Origin of the sequence: Pandoraea vervacti (assembly GCF_000934605.2) — a bacterium.
Taxonomy (GTDB): domain Bacteria; phylum Pseudomonadota; class Gammaproteobacteria; order Burkholderiales; family Burkholderiaceae; genus Pandoraea; species Pandoraea vervacti.
On sequence record NZ_CP010897.2, the window covers coordinates 1254388 to 1276413 of the forward strand.

23 protein-coding genes are annotated in these 22026 nt (G+C 63.7%); 7 read left to right on the forward strand and 16 right to left on the reverse strand.

Annotated features, from left to right (window positions below; translation table 11 throughout):
- Positions 1–323: 323 nt before the first annotated feature.
- The gene (locus tag UC34_RS05670; protein WP_044454552.1) at positions 324–1874 is read right to left on the reverse strand and encodes a UbiD family decarboxylase; all 1551 of its coding nucleotides are present in this window, start codon (positions 1872–1874) and stop codon (positions 324–326) included.
- A 568-nt stretch (positions 1875–2442) separates the two neighbouring features.
- Here UC34_RS05670 and UC34_RS05675 point away from each other — a divergent pair.
- Positions 2443–3498: a lytic transglycosylase domain-containing protein gene (locus UC34_RS05675; protein ID WP_052810909.1), complete on the forward strand. Its 1056-nt coding sequence runs from the start codon at positions 2443–2445 to the stop codon at positions 3496–3498.
- Positions 3499–3686: 188 nt separating this feature from the next.
- On the opposite strand, the gene UC34_RS05680 is transcribed toward UC34_RS05675, so the two are convergent.
- The 4 genes from UC34_RS05680 to ribBA form a co-directional block, all read right to left on the reverse strand.
- The gene (locus UC34_RS05680; RefSeq protein WP_044454554.1) at positions 3687–4889 is read right to left on the reverse strand and encodes a pyridoxal phosphate-dependent aminotransferase; all 1203 of its coding nucleotides are present in this window, start codon (positions 4887–4889) and stop codon (positions 3687–3689) included.
- A gap of 53 nt (positions 4890–4942) precedes the next feature.
- Positions 4943–5395, reverse strand: coding sequence for a transcription antitermination factor NusB (gene nusB, locus UC34_RS05685; RefSeq protein WP_044454556.1), 453 nt, complete (start codon positions 5393–5395; stop codon positions 4943–4945).
- Positions 5395–5910: a 6,7-dimethyl-8-ribityllumazine synthase gene (ribH, locus tag UC34_RS05690; protein ID WP_044454562.1), complete on the reverse strand. Its 516-nt coding sequence runs from the start codon at positions 5908–5910 to the stop codon at positions 5395–5397. Before ribH ends, nusB begins: the two co-directional genes overlap by 1 nt.
- A 127-nt stretch (positions 5911–6037) precedes the next feature.
- Positions 6038–7159, reverse strand: coding sequence for a bifunctional 3,4-dihydroxy-2-butanone-4-phosphate synthase/GTP cyclohydrolase II (gene ribBA, locus UC34_RS05695; protein WP_044454564.1), 1122 nt, complete (start codon positions 7157–7159; stop codon positions 6038–6040).
- Positions 7160–7305: 146 nt separating this feature from the next.
- Here ribBA and UC34_RS05700 point away from each other — a divergent pair, with 146 nt between their 5' ends.
- Positions 7306–7638: an ArsR/SmtB family transcription factor gene (locus UC34_RS05700; RefSeq protein WP_044454566.1), complete on the forward strand. Its 333-nt coding sequence runs from the start codon at positions 7306–7308 to the stop codon at positions 7636–7638.
- 2 nt (positions 7639–7640) lie between these two features.
- A complete protein-coding gene (locus tag UC34_RS05705; RefSeq protein ID WP_044454568.1) occupies positions 7641–8165 on the forward strand; it encodes an SRPBCC family protein in 525 nt (174 codons plus the stop codon).
- A 149-nt stretch (positions 8166–8314) separates the two neighbouring features.
- Here UC34_RS05705 and UC34_RS05710 read toward each other — a convergent pair whose 3' ends face one another.
- The 6 genes from UC34_RS05710 to UC34_RS05735 form a co-directional block, all read right to left on the reverse strand.
- Entirely contained in the window at positions 8315–9016 is a 702-nt protein-coding gene (locus tag UC34_RS05710; RefSeq protein ID WP_044454570.1) for an ABC transporter ATP-binding protein, read from the reverse strand.
- A complete protein-coding gene (livG, locus tag UC34_RS05715; RefSeq protein ID WP_044454572.1) occupies positions 9016–9783 on the reverse strand; it encodes a high-affinity branched-chain amino acid ABC transporter ATP-binding protein LivG in 768 nt (255 codons plus the stop codon). Before livG ends, UC34_RS05710 begins: the two co-directional genes overlap by 1 nt.
- Positions 9780–11054, reverse strand: coding sequence for a high-affinity branched-chain amino acid ABC transporter permease LivM (locus tag UC34_RS05720; protein WP_044454574.1), 1275 nt, complete (start codon positions 11052–11054; stop codon positions 9780–9782). The genes livG and UC34_RS05720 overlap by 4 nt, the downstream gene beginning before the upstream one ends.
- A gap of 8 nt (positions 11055–11062) precedes the next feature.
- Positions 11063–11986 (reverse strand): high-affinity branched-chain amino acid ABC transporter permease LivH, encoded by a 924-nt coding sequence (livH, locus tag UC34_RS05725; RefSeq protein ID WP_044454576.1) that lies wholly within the window; start codon positions 11984–11986, stop codon positions 11063–11065.
- Between the two features lie 104 nt (positions 11987–12090).
- Positions 12091–13203 (reverse strand): branched-chain amino acid ABC transporter substrate-binding protein, encoded by a 1113-nt coding sequence (locus UC34_RS05730; RefSeq protein ID WP_157123043.1) that lies wholly within the window; start codon positions 13201–13203, stop codon positions 12091–12093.
- A gap of 414 nt (positions 13204–13617) precedes the next feature.
- The gene (locus UC34_RS05735; RefSeq protein ID WP_044454580.1) at positions 13618–14523 is read right to left on the reverse strand and encodes a LysR family transcriptional regulator; all 906 of its coding nucleotides are present in this window, start codon (positions 14521–14523) and stop codon (positions 13618–13620) included.
- 166 nt (positions 14524–14689) lie between these two features.
- Here UC34_RS05735 and UC34_RS05740 point away from each other — a divergent pair, with 166 nt between their 5' ends.
- The 3 genes from UC34_RS05740 to UC34_RS05750 are packed head-to-tail and all read left to right on the forward strand — an operon-like array spanning position 14690 to position 16487.
- Entirely contained in the window at positions 14690–14899 is a 210-nt protein-coding gene (locus UC34_RS05740) for a tautomerase family protein (protein ID WP_044454582.1), read from the forward strand.
- Entirely contained in the window at positions 14899–15729 is an 831-nt protein-coding gene (locus UC34_RS05745) for a 2-keto-4-pentenoate hydratase (RefSeq protein ID WP_044454584.1), read from the forward strand. Before UC34_RS05740 ends, UC34_RS05745 begins: the two co-directional genes overlap by 1 nt.
- Positions 15726–16487 carry a 2-keto-4-pentenoate hydratase gene (locus UC34_RS05750; RefSeq protein ID WP_044454586.1) on the forward strand — a complete coding sequence of 254 codons (762 nt, stop codon included), beginning with the start codon at positions 15726–15728 and terminating at the stop codon, positions 16485–16487. Before UC34_RS05745 ends, UC34_RS05750 begins: the two co-directional genes overlap by 4 nt.
- Positions 16488–16697: 210 nt before the next feature.
- Here UC34_RS05750 and ribD read toward each other — a convergent pair whose 3' ends face one another.
- The 5 genes from ribD to hemL all read right to left on the reverse strand — a co-directional run bounded on the left by ribD (position 16698) and on the right by hemL (position 21328).
- Entirely contained in the window at positions 16698–17792 is a 1095-nt protein-coding gene (ribD, locus tag UC34_RS05755) for a bifunctional diaminohydroxyphosphoribosylaminopyrimidine deaminase/5-amino-6-(5-phosphoribosylamino)uracil reductase RibD (protein ID WP_044454589.1), read from the reverse strand.
- Between the two features lie 14 nt (positions 17793–17806).
- Entirely contained in the window at positions 17807–18364 is a 558-nt protein-coding gene (locus UC34_RS05760; protein ID WP_052810910.1) for a TPM domain-containing protein, read from the reverse strand.
- A 5-nt stretch (positions 18365–18369) separates the two neighbouring features.
- A complete protein-coding gene (locus UC34_RS05765) occupies positions 18370–19275 on the reverse strand; it encodes a TPM domain-containing protein (protein ID WP_044454590.1) in 906 nt (301 codons plus the stop codon).
- A 10-nt stretch (positions 19276–19285) separates the two neighbouring features.
- On the reverse strand, positions 19286–19900 hold the full coding sequence (locus UC34_RS05770) for a LemA family protein (RefSeq protein ID WP_044454592.1): 615 nt from the start codon (positions 19898–19900) through the stop codon (positions 19286–19288).
- 123 nt (positions 19901–20023) lie between these two features.
- Positions 20024–21328 carry a glutamate-1-semialdehyde 2,1-aminomutase gene (gene hemL / locus UC34_RS05775; protein WP_044454594.1) on the reverse strand — a complete coding sequence of 435 codons (1305 nt, stop codon included), beginning with the start codon at positions 21326–21328 and terminating at the stop codon, positions 20024–20026.
- 149 nt (positions 21329–21477) lie between these two features.
- Here hemL and rnk point away from each other — a divergent pair, with 149 nt between their 5' ends.
- Positions 21478–21903, forward strand: coding sequence for a nucleoside diphosphate kinase regulator (gene rnk, locus UC34_RS05780; RefSeq protein ID WP_044454596.1), 426 nt, complete (start codon positions 21478–21480; stop codon positions 21901–21903).
- Positions 21904–22026: the final 123 nt, after the last annotated feature.

The following is a 22026-nucleotide window of genomic DNA, read 5'->3' on the forward strand; positions in this document are numbered from 1 at the left end:
GCGCCGGATGGGCGCGAGGTCTGCGACGTTCGGGTGGGGCGGGATGACGACACGATCAGCTCCTTTCGAGGGCCGGGCGGCGCGCCTTGACGGGCGCATGCCGCTCGGGGACGGAAATGGACACAGTGCGCGAATAAGGATACGGATGCGACTACGGACGCGAATACAGACACCGATGTGGACGCGGCGCATCTGAGCGCCAGGCGCCAGCGTACGCCAACGTGGCGCGTCGTCTCACGCGCCACCCCGGGCGCGCAAATGCAAACGCCGGCAGCCCGAGGGGCCACCGGCGTTAGGTATGGCGCAGGAAACGCGGGCTGGTTTTACAGGCCGAGATCCTTGTACAGCGCAGCCATGCGAGCGTCGACGTCGGCGGTCATTTCGATGGGACGCCCCCACTCGCGCGAAGTTTCGCCCGGCCATTTGTTAGTGGCATCGATCCCCATCTTCGAGCCCAGCCCGGCCTTGGGCGAAGCAAAGTCGAGATAGTCGATGGGCGTCTGGTCGACGAGCGTGGTATCACGCGTCGGATCCACGCGTGTGGTGATTGCCCAGATGACTTCCTTCCAGTCCCGGATATCGACGTCTTCGTCGACCACGACGATGAACTTCGTATACATGAACTGGCGCAGAAAGCTCCACACGCCGAACATGACCCGTTTGGCATGGCCCGGATACGCCTTCTTCATCTGGACGATGGCCATGCGGTAACTGCATCCTTCCGGCGGCAGATAGAAGTCGGTGATTTCGGGGAATTGCTTTTGCAGCAGCGGCACGAAGACTTCATTCAGCGCGACGCCGAGCACGGCCGGTTCATCAGGCGGTTTGCCCGTGTAGGTCGAGTGATAGACGGCATTGCGCCGCATCGTGATGCGCTCGATCTTGAAAACCGGGAACCACTCCTGCTCGTTGTAATAGCCGGTGTGATCGCCGTATGGCCCTTCGAGGGCGTGCGCGTAACCGGCCGTGGCGCCGCGCGAGGGCGGCTGCGGCGCGCCGTCGGGCACGACGGGCGGTTGGTCGGACGGGTAAATGAACCCTTCGAGCACGATTTCGGCACGCGCCGGCACGCGCAGCGATTCGAGCCCGGGCGTGACGCACTTGGCCAGTTCGGTGCGGCTGCCGCGCAGCAAGCCGGCAAACTGATACTCGGAGAGCGTGTCGGGAACCGGCGTGACCGCGCCGAGCATGGTCGCCGGATCCGCACCGAGTGCGACGGCAATGGGGAACGGTTTGCCCGGGTTCGCCTGTGCGAACTCGCGGAAGTCGAGCGCGCCGCCCCGATGGGCGAGCCAGCGCATGATGACTTCGTTGCGGCTGATGACCTGCTGGCGATAGATGCCCAGATTCTGGCGCTTGCGGTGCGGACCCTTGGTAATCACCAGGCCCCAGGTAATGAGCGGGGCGGCGTCGCCGGGCCAGCAGGTTTGGATTGGCAGTCGGGACAGGTCGACGTCGTCGCCTTCCCAGACGATCTCCTGGCATACAGGACTGCTGACCTCCTTCGGCGTCATGTCCCACACGGCTTTGGCCATGCCGAACAGCTTGCCCGCATCCTTGAGCCCGCGCGGCGGTTCGGGCTCCTTGAGTGTCGAGAGAAGGCGACCGATGTCGCGCAGCGAACCCAGAGCGTTCTCACCGCCTTCGACGCCCATACCCAACGCCACACGTTCAGGGGTGCCAAACAAGTTGGCGAGCACCGGCATGTCATAGCCGGTCGGGCGCTCGAACCAGAGGGCCGGGCCGCCGGCTTTGAGCACGCGATCGGCGAGCGCGGTCATCTCCAACACCGGCGAGACCGGCACGTCTACGCGACGAAGCTGGCCGGATCGCTCCAGTTGCGCGGTGAAGTCACGAAGATCGAGATATTTCATGAAACAAACCGTTACCAAAAATTTTACGAAATTCATACGCCCGGAGTAAACGGGCGTTTGAATCCGTTGAATGTCGGAGTGACACCCTTGTAAACGCGGGGCGAGGCAGGGCATTTTACCGGCCAAGGCGACCGAACGTCACGGCAAAACACCTGTTACAAATTACTTTTGGTAATGATTTTTGGAATTCATAGTATTGACGGTTTATATATCACTGCTACAATCCGCCCGTTGAATCCAGAAAGGCGGCTTCGATGACGGGTAGGCCGACCCGCTCAAGCTTAGCGACAACTACAACATCGACGTGGATTTTCAGTGGCTGGTTTTCTCACCGAGGTCGGGAAGCCAGTGTTTTAGGAAGCAGCGCGAGCGATAGCTCGTCAGCGCCGGGGACCTGAACAGGTCGGCGCGCTGCGGCGGTAGCGGCATCGTCAATGACAAACACGATGCACCGCCTCGTTCCATATGCCGTAAGTAAGCGCTTCACGGGATGCCTGGCGGGCATACCGGCTTACTTCCTTACGCCCCGGGGCCACCCCGTGGTGACGGCGTAACCGGAGTACGTAGTATGAAGAAGTCTGGTTTATCACCCTGGCTACTGGCCGTGTTCGGTGCGCTGCGTGCGCGCGGCGCGGCGACGGTAGCCGTGGCTCGCCGCGATTGGCGTCGCCTGGCATGGCACGGCGGTCGTGCTGGACTGTATGCGTCCAGCGCGGTGGGTCTGGTTGCCGTGGTCGGCACGCTGGCGTTGTGGGCTCGACCGACGTGGCGTGCCGATCTGGCATCGCGCGTGGGTCCGCTGCTCGAGGCAGCCACCGGTTCGGCCAATGCGGCCAGCCAGGGCGCCAACGGCGGTGTGGTCGCCCAGGGTACCCCGTCGAACGCGACGATGATGGCGCAAGCTGCGCAACACGTGCCGTCGGCTGCTGTGCTGGCCGCTTATATTCCGAACCAGCGTGTGGCTGCCGATGCGCGTGCCACCAAGGTGTTGGACACGCGTGAGCAGATCGCTGTGGCCGACTACCTCGCACGTCGCTATCGCGTGGCGGGCGACGTCACGGGCAACCTCGTGCGCGCAGCTTACTCGACCGGCAAGGAAGTCGGCCTCGATCCGCTGCTGCTGCTCGCCGTGATGGCGATCGAATCGGGCTTCAACCCGTATGCGGAGAGCACGGTCGGTGCGCAAGGCCTCATGCAGGTCATGTCGAAGGTCCATCAGGACAAGCTTGAATACTTCGGCGGTCCGGAAGCGGCACTGCATCCGCTCGCCAATATCAAGGTGGGTGCACTGATTCTGAAAGAATGCATCGCACGCGGCGGGTCGCTCGCGGGTGGTCTGCGTCTGTATGTCGGGTCGACCAGCGCCGGTGACGGCGGCTACGGCGCCAAGGTGCTCGCCGAGCGTGATCGCCTGCGCGGCGTGTCGATGGGACGCAAGGTCTCGCCGAACGAGCCGCAGGCACCGGTGATCGTCAGCTCGACCAAGCCGATAGCCAAGCCGGTTTCTGCGGGCAAGTCGGACGACACGACGTCGGAGTCGGCGCCTGCGCCGGCAGCATCGACCTCGACGGGCAAGGCGGCTTCGGCCGGCAAGCTCGAAGCGGACGACAGCACGGCGGCCTGAACGGGCTGCGACCTCGCACGATGCGCCACGGCCGGCGCATCCATCGGTTCGCGATGCTATCTATATAGTAGAGACGTCAGCGCAGCCAACAAAAAAACCCATCGAAGCGATTCGATGGGTTTTTGTTTTGTGAGACGCCACGCGCAACATGCCCTAAATGCCCAATGGGGCCGCTTCCCGGGTTCGGCTCAGCCCGCTGCGAATACCTTGCCGATGCGATCCATGGCCTCTTCCAGCTGGGCAAGGGACGTGGCGTACGACAAACGAATGTACTGACGCGGTTCGGCAAAGCCGAAATCCAGTCCCGGCACGAGTACGACGTCGGCTTGCTGGAGCAACGATTGCGTGAGCCGGTCGCTGTCGCCAGCATTCGGATGCGAGACGCCGGTGCAATCGGCGTAGACGTAGAAGGCCCCGTCCGGCATCACCGGGACCTTGAAGCCCAGTCGCTCCAGCGCCGGCACGACGTAATCGCGACGTTGCCGGAACGCTTCCTTGCGCTCCTCGTAAATCGCCAGGGTCTGCGGCAGGAAGCACGCCGTTGCCGCATGTTGTGCGACGGCCGACGGACAGATGAACAGGTTTTGGGCCAGTTTCTCGAACGTAGGCACCATCGATGGGGGCACCACCAGCCAGCCCAGACGCCATCCCGTCATGTTGAAGTACTTCGAGAAGCTGCTCACGACCAGCACGTCGTCGCCAAAGCTCAGCGCCGTGGTTGGCTTGCCGTCATAGGACAGGCCCTGGTAGATCTCGTCGACGAGCGTGAAGCCGCCACGCGCGCGCACCGTCTTGACGATGCGCGACAACTCGTCCGTCTCGATGGACGTTCCCGTCGGATTGGACGGCGACGCCAGCAAGACCCCCCTGGTTTTCGGTCCCCAGTGCGCCTCGATGCGCTGCGCGGTCAACTGGAAACGTTCCGCCGGACCCGACGGAATCAGCACGGGCTTGCCATCGAACGTCGACACGAAGTGACGGTTGCACGGATAGCAGGGATCCGGCATCAGGACTTCGTCGCCCACGCCGACGAGCGCAGCGCACGCCAGGACGAGCGCTGCGGACGCCCCGGCCGTCACGACGATGCGCGCCGGATCGACGTCCACGCCGTAAAAACTACGGTAGTAGCCGGAAATTGCCTCACGCAACGCGGGAATGCCCATCGCGCCGGTGTACTGCGTCCGACCATCGCGCATGGCCTTCGCCGCCGCCTCGATGACCGCCTCGGGCGCCGTAAAATCCGGCTCGCCGATCCCCATGTGAATGACCCGGTGCCCCGCCTTTTCCCGTAGCGCGGCCTGCTTGGCCAATTCCATGACGTGGAAGGGAGCGATATCGTCGACACGTTGCGCGAGTGTCAGCGCGGGAGCGAGATTGGGCGTGCGATCCATGGGGGGCGGGGGTATCGGTAAATCGGCCGAAGCCGGTGGAAGCCGGCGAGACCTCAGGCGTTCTTGCCGCGACCGCCGTTGCGATTCGCGGCAACTTCGGCCGGACGCACTTCTGCGGCGAACTTGTCGAGCACACCGTTCACGAAGCGATGACCGTCCGGGCCGCCGAACGTCTTCACGACCTCGACCGCCTCGTTGATCACCACACGGTACGGCACGTCCTGAAGGTGGATCAGTTCGTAGGCGCCCGCAATCAGTGCGGCATGTTCGATGGGCGACAACTGGGCTGCCGGCCGATCCAGATAGGGCTGGAGTTGTTGCGACAAGGCGTCCGCCTCGCGGATGCTGCCGTACAGCACAGCTTCGAGCAGAACCTGATCGGCCTTGTCATAGCCGGGGGTGGAGCGCAGGTGAGCATCGATCTCACTCGCGTGGCCGCGCGAAATCAGCCATTGATACACTCCTTGCAGCGCAAATTCGCGCGCGCGGCGCCGTGCACTCTTCATTACCGATCTTCCTCTTCTTCGTCTTCGTCTTCATCCGATCCGTCGTCGCCACTGAGCATATCGATGGCTTCGAGCAGATTGGCCATTTCCACCGCCACACGGGCTGCATCGCGGCCCTTTTCGGCGGCGCGCACTTCGGCCTGTTCGTCGTTTTCGGTCGTGAGCACCGCGTTGGCGATGGGGATGCCGAAATCGAGACCGATGCGCGTAATGCCGGCACCGCTTTCGTTCGATACCAGCTCAAAGTGATACGTCTCGCCGCGGATGACCGCACCGAGCGCGATGAGCGCGTCGAACTGGCCGCACTCGGCCATTTTTTGCAATGCCAGCGGAATTTCCAGCGCGCCGGGCACCGTCACGAGCAATACGTCTTCGCCGTCGACGCCAAGGCGTTCGAGTTCGGCCACGGCGGCTTCGCGCAGCGCGGCGCAAACGGCGTCGTTGAAGCGGGCTTGCACGATACCGACGCGCAGGCCTTCACCGTCGAGTTCCGGCTGGTATTGTCCGATTTCCATAATGGTCTTCCTCAAAAAAGTACCGTCCAGGCGGTGCGGCCAACGTAATGCCGATACACCCGAGACAGGCGATGTTCGGCAAGATGACGCCCCGCCTGTACGGGGCGGGGCGTCGTAATGGGGATACTCAGGCGGTTTCGGCGCCGGGCATCGGCTGGAAGCCGGTTACCTCGAGGCCATACCCCGCCATGTTGGGGATCTTACGCGGACTCGACAGCACCCGCATTTTACCGACGCCCAGCTCCCGCAGGATCTGCGCGCCCACGCCGTGCGTGCGAAAGTCCACCGGGCGACGCTTCGCGCGTGCAGCCTTCTCGGTTTCGTCGAGCGCTTCGAACTGGTTGAACAGATGCTCCGGCGTCTCCACGCAGTTCAGCAGCACGACCACGCCCTTGCCGGCCTCGGCGATCGCCTGCATCGCGCCGGCCAGCGTCCACGAATGCGTGGACACACCGGTCTCGAGCAGATCCATGACCGACAGCGGCTCGTGCACACGCACCAGCGTTTCGTCGTCCGGGCGGGGCGTGCCGCGCACCAGCGCCAGATGCGGGTTGCCGCTCGGCTTGTCGCGATACAACGTTGCCTGGAACGGTCCCCACGCGGTCTGCATCTCGCGCGACGCCACCGTCTCGATCATCGACTCGGTGCGGCTGCGGTAGTGAATGAGATCGACGATCGTGCCGATCTTGATGTTGTGCTGCTCGGCGAATTCCATCAACTGCGGCAGACGCGCCATCGTGCCGTCGTCGTTCATGATTTCGCAGATGACGGCCGCAGGCGTGAGGCCCGCCATCGCCGTGAGGTCGCAACCGGCTTCCGTGTGACCGGCGCGCACCAGCACACCGCCGGGCTGCGCCATGATCGGGAACACGTGACCCGGCTGGACGATGTCTTCAGGACGCGCATCGCGCGAGATCGCCGTCTGCACCGTATGCGCGCGGTCCGCTGCGGAGATGCCCGTCGTTACGCCCTCTGCCGCCTCGATCGACAGCGTGAACGCCGTGCCGTATTGCGTGCCGTTGCGGTACGTCATGAGCGGCAGATTCAACTGCTTGCAACGGGCTTGCGTCAGCGTGAGGCAGATCAGACCGCGCCCGTATTTCGCCATGAAGTTGATGGCTTCGGGGGTCGCGAATTCGGCTGCCATGACCAGGTCGCCTTCGTTCTCACGATCTTCCTCGTCAACGAGGACTACCATGCGGCCGGCCTTCAGCTCGGCAATGATTTCTTCTGTAGTGGCCAACGGCATAGCGGCAACGCGGGGGCTGAATTTGGAAAGGCTCTATTCTACGCCAAGCGGATGCCTGCCAGCGTCCGATCTCGTGCTTCGGACCACCGAAATCCATCGATATAAAGGTGTTGACCTAAGTAATTGTGGCAACTATAGTTAGGCACATGGCTAACCAATCCATCCCTCTCGACCGAATCTTCCAGGCGTTGTCCGACCCCACGCGTCGGGCGGTCGTCGAGCGCCTGACGATGGGACCGGCCTCGGTCAGCGAACTGGCGCGTCCGTTTTCCATGGCACTGCCGTCGTTCTCGCAGCATCTGAACGTGCTGGAAGAAAGCGGGCTGGTCGTCTCGCGCAAGACCGGGCGCGTGCGTACGTATGTGTTGGAGACACAGACACTCGCGGGCGCACAGGATTGGCTCCAGTTGCAGCGCGACAAATGGACGCGCCGCCTCGATCAACTCGACAACTATCTGCTGCAGATGAAGGAGACGTGAACATGAGCCTTGCCAAGCCGTCGAATCAACCCACCCAACCCAGTCTGTTCTCGGTCGATCCGAAACTGGATCTCGTGCTTGAGCGCTATGTCGATGTGCCGTGCGAGCGTGTCTGGTCGGCGTGGACGCAACCGGAACATCTCAAGAAGTGGTTCACGCCAGCGCCGTGGCAGACGGTCGAATGCGAGATCGATCTGCGCCCCGGCGGACGGTTTCATACCGTGATGCGCTCGCCGGAGGGGCAACAGTATCCGAACGTCGGTTGCTATCTGGAGGTGGTCGAGAACGCGCGGCTCGTGTGGACGAACGCGGTGCTGCCCGGTTATCGCCCGGCGCCCGCACCCGAGGCCGAGCATGGCGGTTTCCAGTTCACCGCAGCGGTGCTGATGGAAGCGCAGGGCAAGGGCACGCGCTACACGGCGATTGCGATTCACGGCAACGAAGCGACCCGTGCGCAACATGAAGCGATGGGGTTCCACGACGGCTGGGGCAAGGCGCTCGATCAACTGGTCGATCTCATGAAGTGATGTTGGGCCGACGTGGTCGGTGTGACGAAAAGGGGGACGTGCCCGAAGGCGCGTCCCCCTTTTTTCATCGCCGCGTGGCGGGGCGTCGCATCACACGCCGCTCATGCATCCACTCATGCACTGACTCATGTGTCGACTCAGGCGTCGACTCAGGCGCCCAGGTAAGCGCGCTTGATGTCGTCGTTAGCGAGCAGGTTGTCGGCCGAATCGGCGAGCACGACACGACCGGTTTCAAGCACATAGCCTCGATCGGCCACATGCAGCGCCTTGTTGGCATTCTGCTCCACCAGAAACACCGTCACGCCTTCCTCACGAATGGCGCGGATGATGTCGAAGATTTGCGCAATCACGAGCGGTGCGAGACCGAGCGTCGGCTCGTCGAGCAGCAGCAAACGCGGGCGGCTCATCAGGGCGCGTCCGATGGCCAGCATCTGCTGCTCGCCGCCGGACATCGTGCCGGCGCGCTGCTTGCCACGCTGTGCCAGTCGGGGGAACAACTTGAAGACGTGGTCCATGCCGGCGTCGATGTCGTCGTTGGACGCGAAGAAGCCGCCCATCTTCAGATTCTCGATGACGGTCAGGCTCGGAAACACCCGACGGCCCTCCGGCGAAATCGCCAGGCCCATGCGCATGATTTCGTGCGTCGGGCGCGCAGTGATGTCGTTGCCTTCGAACATCACACGACCGCTCGACGCGCGCGGCGTGCCGCACACGGTCATCATCAACGTGGTCTTGCCCGCGCCGTTACTGCCGATGAGGGTGACGATCTCGCCCTTGTTCACTTCGATCGACACGCCGGAAAGCGCCTCGACGGCCCCGTAATGGGTATGGATCTGTTCCAGCTTGAGCATTATTCCTCCCCGAGGTAGGCCTTGATGACGCGCGGGTCGTTGCGCACCTCGTCGGGCTTGCCGGTCATAATCGGCTTGCCGTGTTCCATCACGAGAATCCGGTCGGAGACCCCCATCACGAGACTCATGTCGTGTTCGATGAGCAGCACCGAAATACCGAACTCATGGCGCAGTTTGTCGACCAGTTGCTGCAACTCGACCTTCTCCTGCGGATTCAGGCCGGCTGCCGGTTCGTCGAGCATGAGCAGGCGCGGCTCGGTGATCATGCAGCGCGCAATCTCGAGACGGCGTTGATGCCCGTACGACAGCGTGCCCGCTTCCCGGTTGGCGACCGGGGTGAGGCCGAGCCGGTCGAGCCACATCTTGGCGCGCTCGAGCGCCTGGCGTTCCGCGCGCCGGAATGCGCCCGTGGAGAACAGCCCCTGGAGAAAGCCGGTGTGCACGGTCATGTGCTGTGCGACGAGCAGGTTCTCCACGACCGTCAACTGACGGAAGAGACGGATGTTCTGGAACGTACGCACCAGACCGCGCCGCGCGACCATGTGGCTCGGCAGACCGGTGATATCGGCGCCGTCGAGGGTGATCGAGCCGCCGGTCGGGCGATAGAAGCCGCCAACGCAATTGAAGACGGTCGTCTTGCCGGCGCCGTTCGGGCCGATGATCGCGAAGACTTCGTTCTTGCGGACGTCGAACTCGACGCCGTCGACGGCAAGCAGACCGCCGAAGCGCATCTGCAGGCCGGAGAGTTTCAACAGTTCTGCACTCATTGCGGCAACTCCACATGCGGGCGGGTGGCAGGCAGCAGACCTTGCGGACGCCACATCATCATCAGCACCATCACCAGACCGAAGATCAGCATGCGGTACTCGGCGAAGTCGCGCGCCACTTCCGGCAGGATCGTGAGCAGAATGGCCGCGAGAATCACGCCGATCTGCGAGCCCATGCCGCCAAGCACGACCACGGCGAGAATCAGCGCCGACTCGATGAACGTGAACGACTCGGGCGTGACCAGCCCCTGACGCGCCGCGAAGAACGCGCCCGCCAGCCCGGCGAACGACGCCCCCAGCGTGAACGCGGAGAGCTTGATGCGCGTGGGGTTCAGGCCGAGCGAGCGGCAAGCGATTTCGTCTTCGCGCAGGGCTTCCCAGGCACGACCGATCGGCATGCGGATCAGACGGCTCGTCACGAACAGCGTGAAGCCGACCAGTGCAAACGCGAGCAGGTAGAGGAAAATCACCATGTGCGAGCCGCTGTATGGCAGGCCGATCAGATCATGGAACGTTTTCGCGCCTTCCACACTGGCCGAACGCGCCATTTCGAAGCCGAACACGCTGGGCTTCGGAATGCCCGACACGCCATCGGGGCCGCCGGTGAGACTGGTCAGGTTGTTGAGCAGCAGACGGATGATTTCACCGAAGCCCAGCGTCACGATGGCGAGATAGTCGCCACGCAGGCGCAGCACCGGGAAGCCCAGCAGGAAGCCGAAGGTCGCCGACATGAGCGCAGCGAGCGGCAGGCATTCCCAGAACGTCAGGCCGAAGTACTGGTTGAGCAGGGCATACGTATAACCGCCTACGGCGTAAAAGCCGACGTAACCCAGATCGAGCAGACCCGCGAACCCCACGACGATGTTCAGGCCGAGGCCGAGCACGCAGTAGATGAGGGCGAGCGTGGCAACGTCCACCGCGCCGCGCGAGCCGACGAACGGCCACACCAGGCCGACGGCGAGCAGCACCCACATCGCGATGAGTTGCTGACGGCGGCCCATCGTGGGCAATGTCGGCAACGTTACCGCGCGTTTCGTGCGCAGCAGGAACGGCTTGATCAACTGGAAGACGAACACGATGGCGGTCGCGATCCAGACCGGACGCCAATGTTGCTCCAGCACGACCTTGTAGCCATCGAGCTTCAGTTGCAGGCCCAGGATGGGGGCCGTGAGGATGATCGTCACGATTGCGGCGATGACCGCACCCTTGAGCGTCTCTCCTGCCGGCGCACGGTTGGCGGCGCCGGACTTCATGGTGAGTTGTTGTGTCATGGTCGACCTCAGACTTTCTCGACGTCGGGTTTGCCCAGCAGGCCGGTCGGGCGGAACAGCAGCACCAGCACCAGCAGGCAGAACGCCACGATGTCCTTGTACTCGGAGGGCATGTAGCCCGAGGCGAGCGTCTCCGCCAGGCCCAGCAGCACGCCGCCCAGCATGGCGCCGGGAATGCTGCCGATACCGCCGAGCACCGCTGCCGTAAAGGCCTTGATGCCGGCGATGAAGCCGATGTACGGATTGAGCTTGCCGATGGTCAGGCCGATCAGCACGCCGCCCACGGCCGCGAGCATGGCGCCGAGAATGAACGTGAACGAGATCACGCGATTCGTATCGATGCCCAGCAGGTTTGCCATGCGCATGTCCTCGGCGCAGGCGCGGCAGGCGCGGCCCATGCGCGAGTTGGCGATGAACAGCGTGAGCAGAATCATCAGCGCCACCGTCACCCCCACGATCAGCATGCGAGCGTAGGGAATCGTCACGGTGAAGTCGCCCATCGGAATGTCGATGGCGCCCGAGATCAGCATCGGCACGGAAACGTCACGCGCGCCCTGACCGATCTGCACGTAGTTCTGCAGGAAGATGGACATGCCGATCGCGGAGATCAGCGGTCCGAGGCGAGGTCCGCCGCGCAGCGGGCGATACGCCACCCGCTCGATCGCGAAGCCGTACAGGCCCGTGACCAGTACCGACACCAGCAGCGCTGCGCCCAGCACGAGCGGCAAGGGGTAGCCCGCCGCCGTTCCGATTGCAGTCAGAGTGACAAGCCCGACATAGGCGCCGATCATGTAGATCTCGCCGTGGGCAAAGTTGATCATGCCGATGATGCCGTAGACCATTGTGTAGCCGATGGCAATCAACGCGTAGATCGCGCCCAGCGTCAGGCCATTGACCAATTGCTGGGCGAGCTGTGGGAAAAATTCGTTCATGCGGGAAGCCTCGCGACTAGCGGGGGCCGAGCGCGAATGCGAGCCGCCCGCCGGGGGCGGCGGGCGGCTGGGGGGGATTCGCTGGCCGGTAAAGCGTCAGGGAATCAGTTGGCGGCGGTCTTGGAAGCGTCCTTGTGCCACGTGAACACCACGAACTTGAACGACTTCAGATCGCCGGCTGCGTCATACGCAACCTTGCCGATCGGCGTGTCGAACGTGTTGGCGTGGAGATACTTGGCAACCTTTTCCGAGTCCGTGCTCTTCGCGCCGGCAATGCTGTCGGCGATCAGCTTGACACCGGTGTAAGCCGGCATCTGGAACGGGCCGTTCGGGTCACGCTTGGCGTCGGCGAAAGCCTTCACCAGTTTGGCGTTGGCCGGGTCCGCGGCGAAGTCGGCCGGCAGCGTCACGAGCATGCCTTCCGATGCCGGACCGGCGATGGCCGTCACGTCCTTGTTGCCCACGCCTTCCGGTCCCATGAACGTGGCCTTCACGCCTTGCTCACGCGCCTGACGCAGCAGCAGACCCATTTCCGGGTGGTAGCCGCCGAAGTAGACGAAGTCCACGCCTTGCGACTTGAGCTTGGTGATGACCGCCGAGTAGTCCGAGTCGCCGGCGTTGATACCTTCGAACAGCACGACCGGCACCTTGGCGGCGTCCAGGTCCTTCTTCACCGAAGTGGCGATGCCCTGACCGTACGACTGCTTGTCGTGCAGCACGGCGACCTTCTTCGGCTTGACCTTGTTGATGATGTACTGAGCGGCTGCCGGACCTTGCTGGTCGTCACGGCCGATCGTACGGAAGATGAAGTGGCGCTTCTTGCCCTCGGTCAGCTGCGGTGCCGTGGCCGACGGCGTGATCATCACGACGCCTTCGTTTTCGTAGATGTCCGATGCCGGGATGGTCGAGCCCGAGCACACGTGACCGATCACATACTTGATCTTCTGGCTGACGATCTTGTTGGCGACGGCGACAGCCTGCTTCGGCTCGCATGCGTCGTCCATGAACACGGCTTCGAGCTTGTTGCCGTTGGCGCCGCCGGCGGCGTTGACCTGTTCGATCGCGGTCAGCGCACCGGCCTTGACCATGTCGCCGTATTGAGCAACCGAGCCGCTGAACGGGCCGGCGATGGCGATCTTGACGGTCTCGGCGTTGGCGGCCGTTCCGAGGAGGGCGAGAGCAGCGGCGACGAACAGGGATTTGTGACGGAACTGCATTGTGGACATCTCCTTGATTTGTATTTTTTGACTACCCGGGCATGCGGTGGTCTTGATCGACTGCTGAACCTGGTCGGTATTGGATCATTCTGCCGTTGGTGGCTCGAACGATGCGCCATAGTAGCGTAATACGCACCCCAATAGAAACAGCTATCCTGATCCCCTTCGAAACCCGCGTGGATAAAGGATTTCAAAAGGGTCAAAAGAAGAAAATAAGAGTCGTCACAGCAATGCTCCGTAGTACTACGCAGATCAAAGCGGCGATGAACGTGCGTGAAATCGGCAAATCGGGGTCACGTTGATGTTCGTCGCCAGATCGCGCATCAGGACATTTTGGATACAATCCGGCGCGAATTGAAATCCAATTCCGAAGTTTTGCATTCAGCCGCCGGGTTCGTTCCCCACGGCGGCGGCTTACATCGGCAAGGTGTGCCGATGATTGCGCGACTGTCGCATCAACGCGAGAAACGCGGCCAGAATCGGTGAGTCGTCGTCGCGCCGGTACATGCAATTGAGCTCGATCGAGCGCAGACGCTTCGATTTCAGCGGGCGATACACCACGCCGGGCAGGCGCAGATTCGCTGCCGACTCGGTGGTCACACAAACCCCGAAGCGGCTGGCCACCAGCGCAATCGACGTCACCACGTCCTCCACCTCCTGCTCCACGCGCAACGTGACGCCTTCCGCGCGAAAGGCGGCTGTCACTTCCTCGGCAAGGCCCGGCACCGGCGCGTTCGGATAGAGAATCATCCGCTCGTTCTCGAGATCGGCGAGCGTGAGCGAGGCGCGCTTGCACAGCGGATGCCCTTCGTAGAGCGCGACGAGAAACGGTTCGCGATGAATCCAGTCGACGACGAGGTCCGGTTCGTCGGGAATCAGACGGTTAAAACCGATGGCGATGCGTCGTTCGCGCAACGCGGCAATCTGTTCCGTCTTGGAGAGATTGTGCAGGCCGATCTTGACTTCGGGGCGCTCGGTATGAAAGCCCGCCAGCAGGCGCGGAATGACATTGAGAATGCCCGAACTGAAAATACCCACGTCGAGCCGCCCGATGTATCCCTGGCCGGCAAGCCTCGTCTGCTCCTCGGCCCGGCGCGCGAGCGACAGGATGTTCGGCACCTCGGCAAGCAGCGTATGTCCCGCAGCGGTGAGCGTGGTCCCCTTGGGCGTGCGCACAAACAGCGGCGTGCCCAACTGTGCTTCGAGGGCGTGGATGTGACGGGTGAGCGGGGGCTGCGCCATGTTCAGCCGCTCGGCGGCGCGGCCGAAATGGCCTTCCTGCGCAACGGCGAGGAAGTAACGCATTTGCTTGATATCCATGTGTCGTCCTGGGCATTCGTTGCCTTGCCCGATGGCGGGCCTGATACCGAAATAGTATCGGAATCTCGGAAATTGGTATTGGACGGTATCTTGTTGCGCGCGCATCATGGGCGCACGAAGATTTCAGCACTCGTACTCGTTTGGGCATTTTTCAGGGGATACCAACATGCCGATCGTACATATCAATCTGGTGGAAGGTCGCGACGACGCCACCGTGAAAGCCTGTGTGAAGGCGGTCGCGCGCACGGTGCACGAGACCCTCGGCGCACCGCTCGAATCGATTCGCGTTTTCGCCACGCAGGTCCCGGCCGCGCACTGGGCCGTGGGCGAGCGCACCAAGGACGAGCCGGCCGCGCCGGTCAAGGCAGGCGTGTGATGAGCACCACGACACCTCGCGACGCCGCAACGCAGGCGCGTCTGCAACAGGCCGCCGACGCGCTGCTCGAAGCCGAACGCTCGCACCGCTTCATCGCCCCGCTGCGCGAGACGTTCGCGCCACTGACCATCGACGACGCCTACGCGATTCAGCGCATCAACACCGAGCGGCGTCTGGCGGCCGGACGCCGCATCGTGGGCTGCAAGATCGGCCTGACCTCGGTTGCCGTGCAGAAGCAGCTCGGCGTCGACCAGCCCGACTTCGGCATGCTTTTCGACGACATGGGCTACGGCGATGGAGAACCGATTCCGGCGTCGATCCTCACGCAACCGAAGATCGAAGCCGAGATTGCCTTCGTGTTCGGCCGCGATCTGAACGTCGATAATCCGGGACAACTGGATGTGCTTGGCGCCATCGAATACGCGCTGCCCGCGCTGGAAATCGTCGGCAGCCGCGTGGCCGACTGGAACATTCGCATTACCGACACGATTGCCGATAACGCATCGTCGTCCGCTTATGTGCTCGGCAATACGCCGAAAAAACTCTCCGAGTTCGACGTGCGCATGTGCGGCATGGTGCTGGAGCGTCGTGGCGAGCCGGTGTCGGTGGGCGCGGGCGCCGCCTGCCTGGGCAGCCCGATCAACGCCGTCGTGTGGCTTGCCCGCACCATGGCTGCCGTGGGCACGCCGCTCAAGGCGGGCGATCTGGTGCTCTCCGGTGCGCTCGGCCCGATGGCCGCCGTGACCCCGGGCGACATCTTCGAGACACGCATCAACGGCCTGGGCTCGGTCCGCGCCGTCTTTGAACCTGCCAGCGAGGCTGCACGATGAGCCACATTCACGATTACGCCAAGCTGCTGGATGACGCAGCCCACTTTGCCCACGAAGTCGAACAGTTCGATACCGACAACCGGTTGTCGCTCGATGACGCCTACGCCATTCAGGCCGCCTCGCTCGCGCGCCGCGCCGAACGTGGCGAGACCCGAGTCGGCGTGAAGATGGGCTTCACGAGTCGCGCCAAGATGATTCAGATGGGACTCTCGGACGTGATCTGGGGCCGTCTGACCTCGGGGATGCAGGTCGAGGAGGGGACGTCCATCGATTTCAAGCGTTACGTGCATCCGCGTGTCGAGCCGGAGATCGCCTTCATTCTGAAAAAGCCGCTCGAAGGCAACGTGACGGGACCGCAGGCGCTCGCGGCGGTCGAGGCGATCGCACCGGCCATCGAGATCATCGATTCGCGTTACAAGGACTTCAAGTTCACGCTGCCGGAAGTGATTGCCGACAACGCATCGTCCAGCGGTTTTGTGATCGGCGCGTGGCATGACCCGCACGTCGACTTCTCGAATCTCGGGCTGGCGATGTCGATCAACGGCCGCACCGTGCAAGTCGGGTCGACGGCGGCGCTGCTGGGGCATCCGCTGCGCTCGCTGGTGGCGGCGGCGCGTCTGTCGGCCGCCGCTGGCGAGCCGTTGCAGGCGGGCTGGATCGTGATGGCCGGTGGCGCCACGCCGGCCGAATACATTCAGCCGGGCCAGTACGTGTCGGTCGAAATGGAGTCGCTCGGCCGCGTGGGCTTCCACGTGTGAGCGGCGTACGGACGGCGAGCGTTTGCCGTCCGGACAACGACAACGGGGGCACCGTCAGTCGCGGCGCCCCCGTTGTCGTTTTGACGATGGCTTGCCCGTCGCGCTCAATAGCTCAGTAGCTCGGCAACTCGGCAACTCGGCAACTCGGCAACTCGGCGGCGCAATCGCGCGGCGCGAATATTCCCACGCGGTCGCAATCTCCGCGCAATCTCAGCGCTTCACGCGAGCGATGACGCGAAGATCCGCTTCGATCAGGCGCACGTCGGTGAACGCAAGTGCGAGGGTGTCGTCGAGCGAAGTCAGCGCAGGCAGGTTGAACATGCCCTGTGCGTCGCCGACGATGGACGGGGCAAAGTACGCCAGCATTTCGTCCACACAGCCTTCGCGCAGCATCGAGCCGTTGAGCTTGTAGCCGGCTTCCACGTGAATTTCGTTGAACTGACGCTCACCGAGCGCGCGCATCAGCCCGGGCAGTTCGACCTTGCCGTGGGCATTGGGCAGATCGAGCACTTCCACGCCTAGGTCGCGCAGACGCGACGCGCGGGCGGCGTCGCCATTGGCGCAGACCACCAGCGCGTTGCCGTCTGCGAGCACCTTGGCGGTCGGCGAGATGTCCAGATGCGAGTCGACGACGATACGCAGCGGCTGACGCGTCGTTTCCACTTCGCGTACGGTGAGCGAAGGATCGTCTTCGCGCACGGTGCCGATGCCCGTGAGAATTGCGCAGGCCCGCGCGCGCCACGCATGACCATCGGCGCGCGCGGCCGGGCCGGTGAGCCACTGGCTCACACCGTTGTGCAGTGCGGTCTTCCCGTCGAGGCTCGCCGCGACCTTCATGCGCACCCACGGCGTGCCGCGCGTCATGCGGGCGATGAAACCGATATTCATCTCGCGCGCTTCGTTCTCCAGCAAGCCGCAACGAACCTCGATTCCAGCCTCGCGCAACATGCCCAGACCGCGTCCGGCGACGAGCGGATTCGGATCTTCCATCGCGGCGATCACGCGTTTCACGCCCGCGTCGATGAGTCCCTTCGCACATGGCGGGGTGCGTCCGTAATGGCTGCACGGCTCCAGCGTCACGTAGGCGGTCGCGCCACGCACCGATTCGCCGCGCGAGCGGGCGTCTTTCATCGCCTGCACTTCGGCGTGGTCCTGGCCGGCGGGCTGGGTGAAGCCTTCGCCGATGACGCGCCCGTCCTGCACGATCACACAGCCGACGCGAGGGTTCGGCGTCGTGGTGAACATTGCGCGCTCGGCCAGCGCCAGCGCGCGGCGCATGTAAGCAAAATCCTGTTCGGAAAACATGAGACGTCGGATCGTCAGAGCATCAGCGGCCGGTCGGTCAGGGCATTGTCCGGCGCTGCGCCGGCATGGGCCGGCAGGGATTCGCGCGCAATGCCGCGCAGGGTGTTCAGCGCGTCGAGCACGCTCTGGACATAGCGTTCGTCACGAAAACCGGCGCTCATCTGCGCGACCACGGCGTCCCATCGGCGCGCGGCCACCAGCGCATTGACCCCCTTGTCGGCGATCAGCTCGATATCGTGATCGGCAATGTTGATGTACAGCAGTATGCCTGTGCGCTCGCTCGTGTGCGCGACACCCAGTTGATGAAACAGCTGAACGGCGCGTTGACGGCAGGTTTGCCCACGCCAGACGTTCGCCAGCGGCATGGCCGCTTCGATCACCAGACGGATCTCGCAGCGGTGTTCGCGCTCGGACGCCCGGATCGAGCGCTCCAGCGTATCGAGGGCGTTCTCGGGAAACAGCCAGCGGGCATGGGCACGCCACGTGCCGGCGTGTCGCAACCAGCGCGAGATGTCGTGTGGCCTTTGTTGTCTTTGCGGCATCGCGATGTCCTTCTCGTGTGCTGTGGTCATGGTGCTCACCAATTTCCCGACGAGCCGCCGCCGTCGAATCCACCGCCGCCACCGCCGCCGAAACCACCACCGCCGCCGAAACCACCACCGCCGCCGAAGCCGCCGCCCCCGTCGTTACGTCCCCATCCCCCGCCGAGACCGCCGCCGATGCCACCGCCAATGCCGCCCCAGCCACCGGGGCCGATGCGTCCGCGCTGCCCGGTGAGCACCCGCGAGCGAGGGTCGTTGGGATCCGCGCCCGGGAGTCCGGCGCCCCGGAACCGCCTGCGGCTCTCCATGAGCACCACCATCGCAATGATGAAGACGATAAAGAGCAGCGGCAGGAAATCGGACAGATCGGAATGCGGCGCGCGCGTGGAGGGAAGGTTCGGTGCGGGCAGTGCTTCGTTGTTCATGGCCGCCTGTACGGCGGCCACCCCGGCGGCCAGTCCGCCGAAGAAGTCGCCCTGGCGGAAGTACGGGGCCATGACATCGCGCAGGATACGCCCGGAGATGGCGTCGGTGAGCGAGCCTTGTACGCCGCGACCGACTTCGATGCGCATCTTGCGCAGGTCGTTCGGATTGTCCTTCGCGATGAGCAGGATCACGCCGTCATCGATTCCCTTGCGCCCGGCTTTCCATGCGTCGGCCACGCGGATGCTGTACTGATCGATGGTCTCGGGCGCCGTGCTCGGCAGCATCAGAATGAAGATCTGACTACCGCGCTGCTGTTCATACTGCGCGAGCTGGTTTTCCAGGGCGCCGCGCTGCTCAGGCGTGAGCGTGCCGGTCAGATCGGTCACGCGTGCGCTGAGTGCGGGCACAGCGACCAGCGCATCGGCGCTGGCCGGCAGCGCCAGCCAGCACAGACTCGCCAGCGCAAGCGCCCACAGGGTCCACAGCAAACGCTTCGGCTGGAGGAAAGCCGCCATCGCGGGGTCCTCAGAACTTGACGGCCGGGGCCGTGGAGATAGCCTTTTCGTTCTCCACCGTGAAATTCGGTTTGGTGGCGTAGCCGAACACCTTCGCCGTCAGATTGTTGGGGAACTGACGCACGTACACGTTGTAGTCCTGCACCGCCTGAATGTAGCGGTTGCGTGCCACCGTAATGCGGTTTTCCGTGCCTTCGAGCTGCGATTGCAGGTCCCGGAACAGCCCGTCAGCCTTCAGGTTCGGGTAGTTCTCCGAGACGGCCATCAAGCGCGACAGCGCACCGGAGAGCTCGCCCTGCGCCTGCTGGAAACGCTTGAACGCTTCCGGATCGTTGAGCGTCTCCGGCGTGACCGTAATGCTCGTCGCCTTGGCGCGCGCATTGATGACTTCCGTGAGCGTGGCTTGCTCGTGAGACGCATAGCCCTTCACGGTATTGACCAGATTCGGCACCAGGTCGGCGCGTCGCTGGTACTGGTTCACGACTTCGCTCCAGGACGCCTTGACCGCTTCGTCCTTGACCTGAATTTCGTTGTATCCGCAGGCGGACAGCAACGACGCGAGCAGTCCCAGCGCAAGCCAGCGCAGGAACGATTGGCGGAGCTTGATCGGCAGCAACGTCTGCATGATGTTTCCCCTTGTTATGGCCGGGCCGGTGTCGGACCGGTCCGGCAATTCCGGCAATTTCAACGAATTCGCAATGTGTGGCACGCGCCACGCAGCCCATGGTAGATGGGTGCCGCAGGGCACTTACGCAATCGTCCCAAAGGCGTCGCGCGCCGCGTCGAGCGTCGCATCGATGATCGCGTCGTCGTGCGTGGCGGACACGAAGCCCGCTTCGAACGCGCTCGGTGCGAGGTAGACGCCCCGATCGAGCATCGCGTGGAAAAACTTGTTGAAGCGCGCCACGTCCGACGTCGTGACTTCGGCGAAGCTTTGCGGCACGCTGGCGCGGAAATACAGCCCGAACATGCCGCCGACGCTGTCGCCGGAGAACGCCACGCCCGCGGCCTGCGCGGCGTCGACCAGTCCGGTCACGAGCTTCGAGGTGCGCTTGGCCAGATCTTCATAGAAGCCCGGTGCCTGAATCAGCTTGAGCGTGGCCAGACCGGCGGCCACCGCCAGCGGGTTGCCCGAGAGCGTGCCGGCCTGATAGACGCCGCCGAGCGGCGCCAGATGCGACATGATGTCGCGGCGTCCGCCGAAGGCCGCGGCAGGCATGCCGCCGCCGATGACCTTGCCCAGGCACGTGAGGTCGGCCGTGATGCCGTAAAGCGCCTGCGCGCCGCCCAGTCCGACACGGAATCCGCACATCACTTCGTCGAAGATCAGCACGGCGCCGTGTGCCGTGCACAACTCGCGCAATGTCTGAAGGAAGTGGCGCGAGCCGCGCACGAGGTTCATGTTCCCGGCAACCGGCTCGACAATCACCGCGGCAATCTCGCTGCCCTGACCCGCAAACAGTTCACGCAACTGATCGACGTTGTTGTACTCCAGCACGAGCGTGTCGCGGGTGACTTCCTGCGGCACACCGGCCGAGGACGGTGCATTGCGCGTCGAATCGGCGAACGTGAGCAGGCCCGAGCCGGCCTTGACCAGCAGGCTGTCGGCGTGACCGTGATAGCAGCCTTCGAACTTGACGATCTTGTTGCGGCCCGTGAAGCCGCGCGCCAGACGCAGCGCGCTCATGGTCGCTTCCGTGCCTGAGGACACCAGACGCACTTGCTCGATGGACGGCACGAGACGGCAGATTTCCTCGGCCATCACGACCTCGGCCTGCGTCGGCGCGCCGAAGCTGAAGCCTTGCGACATGGCCGCCTGCACGGCAGCGACGACTTCCGGATGCAGGTGACCCACGATCATCGGTCCCCACGAACCGATGTAATCGATGTAGCGCACGCCCTCGGCGTCCCACATGTAGGGACCTTGCGCGCGGGCGATGAAGCGCGGTGTGCCGCCCACCGATCGGAAGGCACGCACGGGCGAGTTCACACCGCCGGGAATGGTTTGCTGGGCGCGCTCGAAAAGTGCGGCATTGGTCGTGGTTTCGGACATGGGTTCAGCTCTGCGGCGCGACGGCCTATTCACCTTAATGCGTCGATTCTAGCGGATGGCGCCAAAGTCAGGGACTTCTCCCGGCGCGGGGCTTCTGTTAGATTGAGGGCACCTTTACTCAATGCCAAGGAAATTCAAGGCCCGTCGACATGTCCACCGCCAACTCGCAACGTCCTCCGATCACTGTCTCGTCTCTCGACCTCGATCGCCTTTACGCGGTCATCGAGAATGCGCCGCGCACGGCCCTGCCGTATGTGGAGGCACTCGAAACAGAGCTCGCCCGTGCGAGCGTCGTCGATCCGGAGCAAATGCCGGCCGACGTCGCCACGATGAATTCGGTGGTGCGCTATCGCGATCTCGCCACGCATCAGGAGCATCGCGTAACGCTCGTGTATCCGCAGCATCTTGCCGCCACCGAAAACGGTATTTCGGTGCTGGCGCCGGTCGGCAGCGCATTGCTGGGCCTGCGCGTCGGCCAGTCGATTCATTGGCAGGTGCCGGGTGGCCACCTGATCGAGCTCGAACTGCTCGGCATCGATTACCAGCCGGAAGCCGCTGGCGAATATCACCGCTGATTCATCTCTGCGCAGCATCATTGGGAGATTCGGATCTCCCGAGTCTCCCAAGCCTCCTTCCTGTTTTCTTCCGCTCCGCCTTCTTCCGTTTCGTCTTTTCGCTCGTGCACTCCAACGTTCCAA

Coding starts and splice junctions, on each gene's coding strand:
- ribH (WP_044454562.1), bottom strand. CDS start 5,910: ATGGAAATCGGACAATACCAGCCGGAACTCGACGGTGAAGGCCTGCGC.
- UC34_RS05760 (WP_052810910.1), bottom strand. CDS start 18,364: ATGACCACAGCACACGAGAAGGACATCGCGATGCCGCAAAGACAACAA.
- rnk (WP_044454596.1), top strand. CDS start 21,478: ATGTCCACCGCCAACTCGCAACGTCCTCCGATCACTGTCTCGTCTCTC.
- livG (WP_044454572.1), bottom strand. CDS start 9,783: ATGAGTGCAGAACTGTTGAAACTCTCCGGCCTGCAGATGCGCTTCGGC.
- UC34_RS05705 (WP_044454568.1), top strand. CDS start 7,641: ATGAGCCTTGCCAAGCCGTCGAATCAACCCACCCAACCCAGTCTGTTC.
- UC34_RS05765 (WP_044454590.1), bottom strand. CDS start 19,275: ATGGCGGCTTTCCTCCAGCCGAAGCGTTTGCTGTGGACCCTGTGGGCG.
- UC34_RS05730 (WP_157123043.1), bottom strand. CDS start 13,203: ATGCAGTTCCGTCACAAATCCCTGTTCGTCGCCGCTGCTCTCGCCCTC.
- nusB (WP_044454556.1), bottom strand. CDS start 5,395: ATGAAGAGTGCACGGCGCCGCGCGCGCGAATTTGCGCTGCAAGGAGTG.
- UC34_RS05675 (WP_052810909.1), top strand. CDS start 2,443: ATGAAGAAGTCTGGTTTATCACCCTGGCTACTGGCCGTGTTCGGTGCG.
- UC34_RS05670 (WP_044454552.1), bottom strand. CDS start 1,874: ATGAAATATCTCGATCTTCGTGACTTCACCGCGCAACTGGAGCGATCC.
- UC34_RS05770 (WP_044454592.1), bottom strand. CDS start 19,900: ATGCAGACGTTGCTGCCGATCAAGCTCCGCCAATCGTTCCTGCGCTGG.
- UC34_RS05680 (WP_044454554.1), bottom strand. CDS start 4,889: ATGGATCGCACGCCCAATCTCGCTCCCGCGCTGACACTCGCGCAACGT.
- UC34_RS05740 (WP_044454582.1), top strand. CDS start 14,690: ATGCCGATCGTACATATCAATCTGGTGGAAGGTCGCGACGACGCCACC.
- ribBA (WP_044454564.1), bottom strand. CDS start 7,159: ATGCCGTTGGCCACTACAGAAGAAATCATTGCCGAGCTGAAGGCCGGC.
- UC34_RS05750 (WP_044454586.1), top strand. CDS start 15,726: ATGAGCCACATTCACGATTACGCCAAGCTGCTGGATGACGCAGCCCAC.
- UC34_RS05710 (WP_044454570.1), bottom strand. CDS start 9,016: ATGCTCAAGCTGGAACAGATCCATACCCATTACGGGGCCGTCGAGGCG.
- UC34_RS05700 (WP_044454566.1), top strand. CDS start 7,306: ATGGCTAACCAATCCATCCCTCTCGACCGAATCTTCCAGGCGTTGTCC.
- UC34_RS05720 (WP_044454574.1), bottom strand. CDS start 11,054: ATGACACAACAACTCACCATGAAGTCCGGCGCCGCCAACCGTGCGCCG.
- livH (WP_044454576.1), bottom strand. CDS start 11,986: ATGAACGAATTTTTCCCACAGCTCGCCCAGCAATTGGTCAATGGCCTG.
- hemL (WP_044454594.1), bottom strand. CDS start 21,328: ATGTCCGAAACCACGACCAATGCCGCACTTTTCGAGCGCGCCCAGCAA.
- UC34_RS05735 (WP_044454580.1), bottom strand. CDS start 14,523: ATGGATATCAAGCAAATGCGTTACTTCCTCGCCGTTGCGCAGGAAGGC.
- UC34_RS05745 (WP_044454584.1), top strand. CDS start 14,899: ATGAGCACCACGACACCTCGCGACGCCGCAACGCAGGCGCGTCTGCAA.
- ribD (WP_044454589.1), bottom strand. CDS start 17,792: ATGTTTTCCGAACAGGATTTTGCTTACATGCGCCGCGCGCTGGCGCTG.